Annotated in this window: 14 protein-coding genes; 5 read left to right on the plus strand and 9 right to left on the minus strand. The window is 42.6% G+C overall.

Annotated features, from left to right (window positions below; translation table 11 throughout):
* Positions 1-70: 70 nt before the first annotated feature.
* On the plus strand, positions 71-1495 hold the full coding sequence (gene dnaA / locus ACEN82_RS02105; RefSeq protein WP_090528828.1) for a chromosomal replication initiator protein DnaA: 1425 nt from the start codon (positions 71-73) through the stop codon (positions 1493-1495).
* 78 nt (positions 1496-1573) lie between these two features.
* Here dnaA and ACEN82_RS02110 read toward each other — a convergent pair whose 3' ends face one another.
* Together ACEN82_RS02110 and ACEN82_RS02115 are read right to left on the minus strand one after the other, a co-directional pair.
* Positions 1574-3094 (minus strand): IS1182 family transposase, encoded by a 1521-nt coding sequence (locus ACEN82_RS02110; protein ID WP_495643978.1) that lies wholly within the window; start codon positions 3092-3094, stop codon positions 1574-1576.
* A gap of 178 nt (positions 3095-3272) precedes the next feature.
* Positions 3273-4157 (minus strand): PhzF family phenazine biosynthesis protein, encoded by an 885-nt coding sequence (locus tag ACEN82_RS02115; RefSeq protein WP_413320338.1) that lies wholly within the window; start codon positions 4155-4157, stop codon positions 3273-3275.
* Positions 4158-4312: 155 nt separating this feature from the next.
* Here ACEN82_RS02115 and ACEN82_RS02120 point away from each other — a divergent pair, with 155 nt between their 5' ends.
* Positions 4313-4768, plus strand: a complete 456-nt coding sequence (locus ACEN82_RS02120; RefSeq protein ID WP_413320336.1) for a nuclear transport factor 2 family protein — start codon at positions 4313-4315, stop codon at positions 4766-4768.
* 2 nt (positions 4769-4770) lie between these two features.
* Here the strand turns inward: ACEN82_RS02120 and ACEN82_RS02125 are convergent, their stop codons facing one another.
* From ACEN82_RS02125 to ACEN82_RS02150, 6 genes are all read right to left on the minus strand, one after another.
* A complete protein-coding gene (locus ACEN82_RS02125; protein WP_413320334.1) occupies positions 4771-5322 on the minus strand; it encodes an NUDIX hydrolase in 552 nt (183 codons plus the stop codon).
* On the minus strand, positions 5315-5719 hold the full coding sequence (locus ACEN82_RS02130) for a hypothetical protein (RefSeq protein ID WP_413320332.1): 405 nt from the start codon (positions 5717-5719) through the stop codon (positions 5315-5317). Before ACEN82_RS02130 ends, ACEN82_RS02125 begins: the two co-directional genes overlap by 8 nt.
* 28 nt (positions 5720-5747) lie before the next feature.
* Positions 5748-6530 carry a TPM domain-containing protein gene (locus tag ACEN82_RS02135; RefSeq protein WP_413320330.1) on the minus strand — a complete coding sequence of 261 codons (783 nt, stop codon included), beginning with the start codon at positions 6528-6530 and terminating at the stop codon, positions 5748-5750.
* A gap of 11 nt (positions 6531-6541) precedes the next feature.
* A complete protein-coding gene (locus ACEN82_RS02140) occupies positions 6542-6976 on the minus strand; it encodes a TPM domain-containing protein (protein ID WP_090528810.1) in 435 nt (144 codons plus the stop codon).
* Positions 6977-7089: 113 nt separating this feature from the next.
* Positions 7090-7671: a LemA family protein gene (locus tag ACEN82_RS02145; RefSeq protein WP_090528807.1), complete on the minus strand. Its 582-nt coding sequence runs from the start codon at positions 7669-7671 to the stop codon at positions 7090-7092.
* 246 nt (positions 7672-7917) lie between these two features.
* Positions 7918-8493, minus strand: coding sequence for an RNA polymerase sigma factor (locus ACEN82_RS02150; protein WP_229701637.1), 576 nt, complete (start codon positions 8491-8493; stop codon positions 7918-7920).
* A 510-nt stretch (positions 8494-9003) separates the two neighbouring features.
* On the opposite strand from ACEN82_RS02150, the gene ACEN82_RS02155 reads away from it, so the two are divergent.
* The 3 genes from ACEN82_RS02155 to ACEN82_RS02165 are packed head-to-tail and all read left to right on the plus strand — an operon-like array spanning position 9004 to position 11385.
* Entirely contained in the window at positions 9004-10554 is a 1551-nt protein-coding gene (locus tag ACEN82_RS02155; protein ID WP_413320327.1) for an NAD(P)/FAD-dependent oxidoreductase, read from the plus strand.
* A complete protein-coding gene (locus tag ACEN82_RS02160; RefSeq protein ID WP_188833349.1) occupies positions 10551-11027 on the plus strand; it encodes a DinB family protein in 477 nt (158 codons plus the stop codon). The genes ACEN82_RS02155 and ACEN82_RS02160 overlap by 4 nt, the downstream gene beginning before the upstream one ends.
* Positions 11020-11385, plus strand: coding sequence for a CoA-binding protein (locus ACEN82_RS02165; RefSeq protein WP_413320325.1), 366 nt, complete (start codon positions 11020-11022; stop codon positions 11383-11385). Before ACEN82_RS02160 ends, ACEN82_RS02165 begins: the two co-directional genes overlap by 8 nt.
* Here ACEN82_RS02165 and ACEN82_RS02170 read toward each other — a convergent pair.
* Complete coding sequence (locus ACEN82_RS02170; protein ID WP_090528791.1) at positions 11382-12182, minus strand: DUF5672 family protein; 801 nt, start codon at positions 12180-12182, stop codon at positions 11382-11384. The two genes, ACEN82_RS02165 and ACEN82_RS02170, sit on opposite strands and share 4 nt — an antisense overlap.
* Between the last annotated feature and the right edge of the window lie 263 nt (positions 12183-12445).

The following is a 12445-nucleotide window of genomic DNA, read 5'->3' on the forward strand; positions in this document are numbered from 1 at the left end:
TCGATGTTCCGTAGCAAGGCCAAAAGTTGTTTCGCTGGGGGTTGGAAATCAATATTTTACTTTTATTTATATGGAAAAAACTTGTACGAACGTTTGGAATAGCTGCCTTCAGATCATCAAAGACAACATACCGGCCCAGAGTTTTAAAACCTGGTTTGAGCCGATAAAAGCTTTGAGAATGGAGGGAAGCGTATTAACCATACAAGTACCAAGTTTATTCTTTTACGAGTGGCTTGAAGAGCACTATGTAGGGTTACTGCGCAAGACAATAAAAAAACAATTGGGCGACGAAGGACGTTTAGAGTATAATATAGTTGTTGAGCAATCATCAAGTAAACCATACACAACTAACATGCCTTCAAACGGAAATGGCGCTGATTCAAAACATCAGAGTATGCCGATACCTATTTCAATTAACAAGGATATTAAAAACCCCTTTGTTATACCCGGGCTTAAAAAGTTGAATGTAGATCCTCAGCTTAACCGTAACTATACCTTCGAAAACTTTGTTGAAGGTGATTGCAACCGTTTGGCCCGCTCTGCAGGTTATGCAGTTGCCGCTAAACCCGGAGGTACTTCATTTAACCCTTTAATGATTTACGGCGGTGTAGGTTTGGGTAAAACCCACCTGGCACAAGCTATTGGTAACGAAATTAAGCGCACTCTGCCCGATAAACTGGTACTGTATGTATCATGCGAAAAATTTACGCAGCAATTTGTTGATGCTTTAAAGCACAATAATATTAATGATTTTGTGAACTTTTACCAGGCCATTGACGTGCTGATCATGGACGATGTGCACAACTTTGCCGGTAAGGAAAAGACACAGGATTTCTTCTTCCATATATTTAACCACCTGCACCAATCGGGGAAGCAGCTGATCATTACATCAGATAAAGCGCCTAAGGATCTGGCCGGTTTGGAAGAACGCCTGCTTTCGAGGTTTAAATGGGGCTTATCTGCCGATTTGCAGATCCCTGATCTGGAAACCCGTATGGCCATCCTGAAAAACAAAATTTACCAGGATGGCATCGATCTGTCAAACGATGTGATCGAATACGTTGCTCATAACATCGACAATAACGTACGTGAACTGGAAGGCGCTATGGTATCATTACTGGCGCAGTCAACCCTTAACCGTAAGGAGATTGACCTGAACCTGGCTAAACAAATGTTGAAAAACTTTGTGAAGAACTCATCTAAAGAAATTTCGATGGAGTATATCCAAAGTTTAGTGTGCGAGTACTTTGAAGTGCCTATTGAAATGGTAAAATCTCAAACCCGCAAACGTGAAATTGTACAGGCCCGTCAAATATCGATGTACCTGGCTAAGGCACATACCAAAAGTTCATTAAAGTCAATCGGCCATTTTTTTGGTGGCCGTGACCACTCAACCGTAATCTATGCCTGCCAAACTGTAGAGGATTTGATTGACACGGACAAGAAGTTTAAAGGATATGTTGCCGATATTCAAAAGAAACTAAAGATGTCGTAATACACACGGCTTTGAATAAACGAAAGCCTTGCATCTTATTGTGGCCGTTGCGCAACAGGGCTTAAAATGGCTGAATAATTAATTTGCAGAGCAAATGGTTATTCGGCCATTTGCTTTTATCGCCATCCCTAAAGCGTTTAATGAGTGCTCTGTTATTGAGATACAGGCCGAAAAAGTATTAATAAAAGCATCAGAATGGTTCCCGGGTATTTTTCTTATTCTTCTTCTGACCTTTGTTGAAACGCCATTGACAAGTTTTTTAAGGTTATAGGCAACGGCGGCCATGATCATACATTTATTGGCCAATTCGAGCCCTTTTGTGTTTACCTGTTTCATGCCTGTAAAATTGATCAGGGTGCCCAGTACCGGTTCTACCGTACTTTGTCTTACTTTCCTGGCCTTGCTCCCTTGTCGGGTTTGCATGCGTTCATGCATTTCTATATAAAGGTCTTTAGCTACGGAATCCTTAAACACTTTAAAGCCTTGCAGATTAGCGCAGGTGCTTTTAAGCGGACAGTCCCTGCAATCTTTAACACTGGTACGATATATCTTATGGGTATTATCGTTCTCTGCTTTTTTGAAGTTGTGAAAAGTAAGGTATTTGCCTTCAGGACAAACATACCGGTCTTGCTCCCCGTCATAACTGAAGCCCTGCCGGCTTTCCCTGCTTTGACATCCTGACCTGTTAGGTATGAAGCCTTTAATATGATTATCAGCTAAAAACAGAAGCGCCGCTTCACCGCTATAACCTGTATCGGCAAGCACATCTTCTATTTCCATGCCATTATCTTTAAGGTTTCCGGCGACATGGGTAAGGATATCAGGCAGACATGGTGCATCTCCTCTATCTGCATGAAAGGCCTGGATGTGTGTAATAACGTGGTTTTGTGTATCTACGCTTACATGAGCCGAATAGTTCAGCCGCGTTGTTTTTCCGGGTTTCACCGATAACCGGGCATCAGGGTCTGATGGGCTGTAACGCTTGCTGTTCGCTTTCTTATCAACTTTAGCGTTCTTTCTCGGCTTAGGCTTGGTGTTTTCATCCGGTATGTCCCCAGCCGGGGCTTCATCATTATGATCGTCCAATTGCTTGCCATAAGTTGATGCATCATTCATGATCTCGCGTTCGACCAAACTTGACATAGCTGCATTGGCTTTGACAAATGCGCTATCGATAGCCTGTCTTTTACCTGCTACCAAACCTGCATCAATACACTTTTTCAGAACCTGTTTAAACACAGCTGTAAACTCATCTTCTCCATAAAGCTGGCGTGTGCGGCTTAATGTCGAATGCCAGGGAAGTTCTTCATCCAGATCATATCCTATAAAATAGAGGATATCCATGCGCATACGTGAGGTAGCAATAATGCGCCTATCGCTATTCAGGTTCTCTAAATAACCAACAAGCATTAGTTTGAAAAACACAACCGGGTCAATGCTCTTTTGACCCTCTGTACCATAATATTTGGCCGTTGTATCATAAACAAAGTGGAGATCAAGTATGTCTTTCAAACGCCTGTAGAAGTTATCAGCCGGAACATAGTCTGAAAGCTGAAACCTGATGAAGAGCTTTTCCTGATAATCTTTTTTGCCTTGCATGTCCTTAATATACAAAATAAATCTCTGACTACCAAATAGTTAATCAAAGAAAAAGACCCGATCAAAACTTTATTCGATCGAGTCTTTTCTCAGTTGCGCAACGGCCACCTTATTGTGCAGGGCTTTTTTGATGGAAGAAACTGCGGTAACTCTAAAAATTCAGTAATGCTTCCATCGTTTATAAAAATAATGTACCCTCCATTACAATCACCGACGAACCACTTACCAAAATATTTTCGGGCGTTACCCTGATGTGAACGGTAGATGGATGATTTACCAGTACTCCCTGCAAAATTTTATAATCTTGGTTGATATTTATATAATTGGCCTGCTGCAAAAATCCGGCGAGGGGACCGGCAGCTGTGCCTGTAGCTGGATCTTCGTCAATGCCATATGCCGGGTTAAAAAAGCGGGTTTCGGTTAGATAGCCACCCTCTGAAACATCGGTTGTGAATAAGTAAAACCCTTCAAAGCCGTAATTTTTTGAAATTTCTTTGAGCTTATCAGGGTTGGGTATAGCCTGATTAAGCAGCGCTCTGTTTTTTACAGGAACCATGGTGTGGGCTACTTCTGTTTTCATGATGGTAGGCTTCCAGTTATTTAATTCCAGATCGCTTGTTTCTAAGCCGAGTGCTGGCGCCACAATTTCCGGGCTAATAGTACCAAGGTTCTTCGCGGCCTGCTGTTTTACTGCTACCAGTATCAGGCCGTTTTCTTCACTGATCACAACGGGCAATTTTTCATTCTTCATAGTTACCCAATGCTCATCACCCTGACCGTTAAAAATATCCCATCCCTTAAGCAAAGCCAGGGATACAGCGCCCAGCAAATTATGACCGCCGCCACCAACCTCATAATTACCCGGAGTAAATGAACGTACCTTCAATAATTTTTCAGCATCAGAGTACCGTACAAAGGATGTTTCGGAATAGCCGAATTCGCGGGCTATGTTGTAGTATTGAGATAATTCCAGCTCGTCGTCACACCACACTACCGACAGCGGGTTGCCTTTATATGGTTGGTGGGTGAATACATCAAGTATGTAGTAAGGTAATTTTTTCATTTGATAGATTTTTGCTTGTGCAAAGTAGTGAAGGCTTTCAGGGTAAATGTCAGCCCAGTTTAAAAATGAAGAAGGACTGGATTAGTTTTTTTTCTCTTATCAGCAAATGATTAAATCAGCATATCAACTTGATTACAAATGAGGTATATTTAGTTATGAAAAAACTTATCCTCGCAGTATTTATTTTATTGTCGTTCCAATCCTTCGCCCAGCAAACGGAGCAGGATGCTATTAAGCAAACCATCAATACCATGTTTAATGCCATGCGTAAGGGCGATAGCACGATGCTTAGATCCACCTTTGCTAAAGGAATCGCTTTTCATAGCGTAGCCAATAAAAAAGATGGCTCAACAGCTTTGGAAATTGAAAACCCTGATGACTTTGTTAAAATGGTTGGCACGCCGCACAAAGGTATTTATGATGAACGAGTAACCTTTGCCGATATCAAAATTGATGGCCCGCTGGCCAGTGTTTGGGCACCATATAAGTTTTATTTAGATGATAAGTACAGCCATTGCGGGGTAGATGTTTTCCAACTGATGAAAACTGCCGACGGCTGGAAGATCATTTACATAGTTGATACCCGGCGAAAGGATAATTGCCCGGAGTGATTTTACATCACTCCCAGCTTCATCATACCATAAAATAAACCGGCGCAATGCATGGCCTGTTTTATTTCGTTGTTGAGCAATAATTGTTTTACCTCTTCAATAGTGTATTCTTCAACAATCAAGTCCTCCAGTTCATCGAGGTGTTGGCCTTGCACCTTTTTGCCGCCTTTGGTAAAGTAGGTAAATGTTTGATTGTTGGCAGTGGATGGGTTGCCGTACACGGTGCAGATCAGTTCAAATTCGTCAAACTGGTAGCCGGTTTCTTCCAGCAATTCCCGGCGTATTGCGTGTACAGGTTCTTCGCCGGCGTCAATCACACCGCCCGGAATTTCGAGCGAGATAACACCTGCGGCATGACGGTATTGTTTCACCATCAATACTTTATTGTCTTCGGTTATGGCTACTGCATTAACCCAGTTTGAATATTCAAGTACATAATAATCTTCAACAATTTTGCCGTTTGGCATTTCGCACTTGTCGATGCGGAGCGTGGCCCACGGGCCTTTATGGATGTATGATGATGAAAGTAGTTTCCAGGTGAGATCTTTACTCATAGTTTTTTTGCAGAAATTGATAGATAGCGTTACGCTTGTTTATGTTTTCGAATGATGCTCGATTATGATTCTTCTCCAGTCGGTTAAATATAGAAATGATCTTTTGTAAGGCGGCCAAGGTTTCGTCATTAGCTTCAAAAGGTTCATAATACATGTATAACAACTGAGCTAAAGCATCCAGCTTTTCGGGCGAATAGTTTCTCTCGTTGAGTAAAATGTCAAAATCTTCGATGCTTAGTTCAAGCAGATCGTTCAGTTTTAGATCGTACTCGTCCTGAAGCATTTGATCAGCATGTTGAATAAATGCTTCAGGATTTGCAGCGTTTTTGAAGCCCGCCAGTCTTGTTATTGAATATACGATCTTTTCAATCTCGCGTAAGATGAAGTCTTTTTGCATTGGTTAAGATGTGTTATACCGCGAACGACTACCAGCTGCCGCTTGAGCCGCCGCCGCCGCCGCTTCCGCCGCCAAAACCACCAAAGCCGCCACCACCTCCGCCGCCTGAAAAGCCTCCCCAATCGCCACCACTGCTCCGGCCTCCTCCGCCAAGCATGTTACCTGCCAGGAACCACCAGAATGGGCTTGCACCTCCACGACGGCCAATGATTTGCCTGCCGCCTCCGCCTCCGCGATTGCGGAATACCAGGATCAGGATAACTACGACTATGACAATGACTATAAAACCAGCCGGGCCGCCATTGCTTTGCTTTTGTTTTTTAGCGGCTTTATACTCACCCCTCATGGCTTTGATAATACTGTTGGTACCAGCATCAAGGCCGCCATAATAGTCGCCTTGTTTAAAATGGGGTTTAAGGTCGTTTTGGATAATATCCTGCGTAACAATATCAGGCAAGGCGCCCTCGGCGCCGTAGCCGGTTTGGATACTCATTTTACGGTCACCAATAGCAACCAATACCAATACGCCATTATTTTTGTCTTTTTGCCCTATGCCCCATTTCCGCAACAGTTGAACGCCGTAGTCGTTAATGTCATAATTACCTGTAGATTTCAGGATCACCACTGCAATTTGTGTTGAAGTGGAATCATTGAAGGCTACCAATTTAGTTTCCAGTCGCTGTTTATCAGCGGGGTTTAAGGTGTTGGTATAATCTGTAACGAGAGTATTGGAGCGTTCCGGAAAATCCTGAGCAATTGCGGCAATAACGCAAAGTGTAAATCCGAAAAACAGTATAAACTTTTTGAGCATGTTTTTAATTTTTAATCGCCATCCATAAAGGCTATATCATCCGGAAGTTCGTTTTGATCGCCATCTTGATGAGGGAAATATTTTTGGAGCTGTTCGCCGGCAATTTTAAGTCCTGTAACAATTCCTTCAACAATATCGCCATATTTAAAATGCTGCAGCATATCATCGCGGGTGGTATCCCAAAAATCGGGAGGGACAACCTGGTTAATACCGGCATCGCCTATGATAGCAAATTTGCGGTCGACGGTGGCCACATATACAAGCACCCCATGCCTGAGCTTGGTTTTATGCATATTGAGCTGTTGGAAATATTTTGCAGCACGGTCAAGAACATTTTCACTGCACCGCTTTTCGATGCACACCCTGATTTCGCCCGATGAGCGGTGCTCAGCATCTTCAATAGCTTTGCGGATGCGCTGCTGTTCCTCTTCGTTAAATACAGCCATATATTTTGATTTATGATTTCACCGATTTGTTATGATTTCACCGATAACCAGAGATTTCGCCGACCTTCAAAAAAATGGTGAAATCACAGAACAATCAGTGTAATCCCATCAAATTAATTAAACTCTACTTTAGGGGCTTTGTCGGCGCCTGGTTCGGCAGTAAAATAACCCTTTTCAGAGAAACCGAACATTTTGGCAGTTATATTGGCTGGGAACGAACGGATCTTGCTGTTGTATTCCTGAACGGCATCATTAAAATCTTTGCGCGATACATTGATCCTGTTTTCGGTGCCTTCCAGTTGAATCTGAAGGTCATGGAAGTTAGAGTTCGATTTCAGATCGGGATAGTTTTCGGTAATGGAAAGCAATTTGCCCAGGGCCGCGCTTAACTCACCCTGTGAGGCCTGGAAAGCTTTTATTGATTCGGGGGTAAGCTTATTGGGGTCAACCTGTACCGATGTTGCCTTTGAACGGGCTTCAACCACAGCTGTAAGGGTGCTTTTTTCAAAATTTGCTGCGCCTTTTACGGTATTAACTAAATTGGGGATCAAGTCGCTGCGGCGCTGATAATCGCTTTGCACGGCACCCCATTTAGCTTTAACAGTTTCATCTAATTTAACCATACTGTTATAGCTGCATGAACTTAAGGACATAGCTGCAGCTATGATTAATATAACCGAGAATAACTTTTTCATTTGTTTTTCGTGTGTTTTTGTGACGTTTTGGGTTAGAGTGCAAATCACGTACCGTTGTTACAAAGGGAGTGAGTTGCTGACAAGGTGTCAAGTTACGGCTTTTTGGTAAATTATAGAAAGATGGGAGGTGTAAGATGTGCGATATGAAAAATTTTGCACAAATATCTATTCTTTATAAAAGCCGAAAGCCCCATCAGGGGCTGCGTCTTTGTAAATGATTTGTATAAGGTTAATGGCGGAACCCGCTTATCCTGCCAGGCAATGTTCTTCGCGCATGGTTAGTTTCGCTACCATATCTTTTAAAAGCGTACGGGCGCGGTGCAGTGTAGTGCGTGATAAAAGTTCGCTCATGCCCAGCGACGAACCTATTTCCTGGTGCGAGTATCCTTCAATGGCGTACATGTTAAAAACAGAGCGGTATGTTTTTGGTAATTTTTGTACCAATTTCATCAGGTCTTTAGCTTCAAGTCCATTATCATTAAATGAGCTGCTGATAGGTATAGCGGCGGCTTCCTCTGCTGCAAAATCATCAACCAAAACTATTGGCTTTAACTTGCGATAACGTGATATGGCACAATGTACCATTATGCGGCGGATCCATCCTTCCAAACTTCCTTCACCGCGGTAGTTTTTCATGTTGCGGAACATTTTTATAAAACCTTCCTGTAATATATCCTGTGCCTCGTCTTTATCGGTTGCATAACGCATGCAAACAGCAAGCATACGTGGTGCTAATAACCTGTATAATTGTTCCTGGCTCTTCCTGTCGTTAGTCATGCAGCCATTCCATATAGTTTGTAAGCGTTCGTCGGCGGTAGTCATTGTTTTATTATTTAAATACATGAGGTGCATGCCAATCTAAGTGCCATTTTGTAATTTATTGATTTTCAGTATTTTATTTTTTATTGGCTTTTAAAACTGTTCGATAGCGTACGGTCAATGTGCAAAGCCGAACGGTTTTGAGCGTATTGAGCACTAACAGAATGGGGGTAATAATTAAAATTTAGCCGATAATATTTATACAAAATGGGGGTTAACACTTTTTTGGATAAAAAAACGCCCAATTGTTTGATTGTTAGATATATATGCAAATGTTAGCCCTGAATTCTGTTAACCCTGTTAACCCCCCATTTGTTAGCAGCGTCAATCCAACCCAAAACTATATACCGCCTAAAGCTTAATAAGAAAAGGAGGGTAATCTTGATTACGATACAGCTTCCGGGTGAAAATGAGCTCAGGTAAAAATTGCTGATCAAAGTCTCCCCCTTTGGGGGAGATTTAGAGGGGGTTTCTTAACTTTGCACCATCCGGGATAAAAACCCGGCATTAGTCATGACAAAAGAAACAGAGATAGTTTGTCCTCCCGGACAACAGGAAGATGAGGCGGTTTTAAAGCAACTGGCATCAGCAGCCCTTAAAATTCCCCTAAAAAATATTACGGCATTAAAAATTTTAAAGCGTTCCATTGATGCGCGTGGCCGCCGTGTAGTCTACCGCATGCAGGTGAGGGTTTTTATGCAGGAAGCTTATCTCCCTGAAGTATTTACCATCAATTACCCCAACGTGCAATTTGGCCGACCAGTAATCATCGTTGGTGTAGGCCCGGCCGGATTATTTGCCGCACTGCAATGCATCGCACTTGGATTAAAACCAGTTGTTATTGAACGGGGCAAGGATGTAAAACAACGCCGCCGAGATTTGGCTAATATCAACAAACAAGGCCTCGTTAACCCCGAGTCAAATTATTGCTTTGGGGAAGGCGGGGCAGGTACTTATTCGGATGGTAAGCTGTATACCCGCTCAACCAAGCGGGGAGACGTGAACCAGGTGCTTAAAATGTTTGTGGCTCATGGTGCCGCCGAAGATATCTTGATTGATGCCCGTCCGCACATCGGCACCAATAAACTGCCGCAAATTATCACTGCCATGCGCGAAACCGTACTGAACGCAGGCGGAGAGATCATGTTTGATACCAAAGTGACCCAACTGCTGGTGGATTTTGGAAAAATTAAAGGCGTAAAAATAGCTGCTGGAGAAAAGATCGTGGCTGATGCTGTGATCCTGGCTACAGGCCACTCGGCAAGGGATGTGTTTGAAATGCTACATAGCCAGAATATTTTAATTGAGGCCAAGCCTTTTGCTTTGGGGGTAAGGATCGAGCATCCGCAGGAAATAATTGATCGCGCACAATATCATTGCGAGTTGCGAGGCCATGACCTGCCACCATCATATTATAGTCTTGTCGAGCAGGTTGACGACCGCGGTGTGTTTTCTTTTTGTATGTGCCCCGGTGGTATCATCGCACCGTGTTCAACCGAGCCCGGCGAAATTGTGGTGAACGGATGGAGTCCGTCTAAACGGAACAACCCTTTCGCAAATTCGGGCACTGTGGTGCAAATTAATTTAGAGGATGTTGCCGGCGATGATAATGATCCTTTCAAGATGCTCAACTTTCAGAAGCAGGTTGAACAGGCTGCTTTTGTAGCCGGTGGCGGTAATCTGGTAGCGCCCGGACAACGGATGGTTGACTTTGTGCAGAACCGTTTATCAAACGATTTACCCGTTAATTCATACTTGCCCGGTACTAAAAGCGTTGAACTGAAAGAAGTGTTACCGGGGTGGATCAATGAACGCTTGCGCAAAGCGCTACCGGTATTCGGTAAAAAAATGAAAGGCTATTATACCAACGACGCCATTTTGGTTGGTGTTGAATCGCGTACGTCATCACCTGTTAAAATCCCTCGCGACAGGGAGACCTTACAGCACCCACAGGTTAGGGGTTTATTTCCCTGCGGAGAGGGGGCGGGCTATGCGGGTGGTATAATTTCTGCTGCTATTGATGGAATTAACTGTGCAACTGCTGCTTTAAAAATATTATCATGACCACATCTCAAAAATTATTTAACCAGCTTCAAAGCGTTTTGTCGGGCCAGCCATGGTATGGCCCCTCAGTTTATTCCATTGTTGATAATATCAGTTTTGAAGCTGCCTATGAAAAGCCCGCTGGCTCAATACATAATATTGCCGCTATTATTTTGCACATGACCGGATGGACGGAAGAAGTAATGGACCGCATGAATGGCATGGACGCACAGTTGCCGGTTCGTGGTGACTGGCCTGAACCCGGCCTGCCCGACGAACAAAAGTGGAAATGGATTGTTGAAGATATAAAGCTGGTAAACGTAAACCTGGCAGGCTTTATCCAAAATTTCCCGGAAGAAAAATGGAACGAGCCTGTTACCAAAAAGGGCGGAGAAGCCGGAGAAACTTACGAATGCCAGGTGACCGGTTTGATACAGCATCATATTTATCATTCCGCGCAAATTGCTTTACTAAACAGGATGATCAATGGCTAATAAAAAAACATTAATATTAGGGGCAACACCCGATACCAGCAGGTACGCCAATTTTGCGGCTATCCGCCTGGTTGAACGCGGGCATACCATTGTTAATGTTGGCATAAAAACGGGCGAAGTAGCTGGTGTACCTATTGAAAAACCTGAAACGATACATCATGATATTGATACCATAACGCTGTATGTTGGCCCACAAAATCAACCTCCGTTGTATGATTATATATTGAACACAAAGCCCAAACGGATCATCTTTAATCCAGGAACCGAAAATACCGAACTGAGGCGTAAAGCCAGCGAACAAGGTATCGAAACCGAGTACGCCTGTACGTTAGTAATGTTATCGATAGGGGAGTATTAAATTTGGTAACCGTAATTTTGAATTACCGGCCGCCAATAATCGAGGTTTTTATCCCAGGCATGGCATCCAAATGGTAGTTTATTATTGTTTATTTTTATAGCTCGTTCGGGAAATAATTCGATTGAGAAACCCGTGGCTTTTTTATAAGAAGGGATATTAAGTACTTTTCTTTTCCTGTTAACTTCGATGCTCCAAAAAACATCTTCGTTGAAGTAATGATCATGGCTAAGGCTTAAATATCGTTTTGCCTGGTTTTTCATATTGATGCAGAGTTCATGAAATTTATTTACCCTGCGCAAGGAGAAACCACCGTTACCAACCCCGTTTTCAAATTGCATAGGTGATGGCCGGCCATCTTTTTGAACGTCGAACTTTAAATGCAGCCATCGCTGAAGTTTGGACTTTACAGCTTTAACAACATCCGGGTAACCGTACTTATGGATCCATGGCGCACCTATATAATCATAGCCCTGTGTGCACCATTCCATTAATTCATCGCTAAATACAAATGCATCAAGTTGATGTATCAGCATGAAATCGTAAGTTAAAAAGCTTCGGTAAAATTCTTCCGAAAGCATAAGTGCATTATAGCCTTTAATATTTTTAAAATACCTGTCGTCGAAATTAATTACATTAGCTATGGCATCTAATTGGGCTTCATCGGGCAATATAAGGTTATGTGGTTTAATAACTATTATATCATGGGCCGATAATACTTTAGTTGCCTGTACAAGAGCCGTGTGTTCGAGATTGCTCATAACAGGCTTATAAAAAGGGATCACTACTGCTGCTTTCACGGGTAAAAAAAGAAAAAAGTTGATGTTTTGTTTTAAACTTTAGCTGTTTGTGGCAGTTGCTGTGTTTAGGAAAAACTCCACGCACGAATACTGTTGTGATAAAAACAGTTGTTCGTTATAATAATACTGCAGTGATATTAGCGAAATAATAACGTCGAACGCTACAGATTGTTATCAAAAAATGTGTAACACTTAAGCTACATAAACAGGCTGCAATCTATATATGTACGAAATATCTTTAGATTTTTTTAGTATATAATAAG

It is taken from the genome of Mucilaginibacter sp. Mucisp73, from assembly GCF_059491465.1.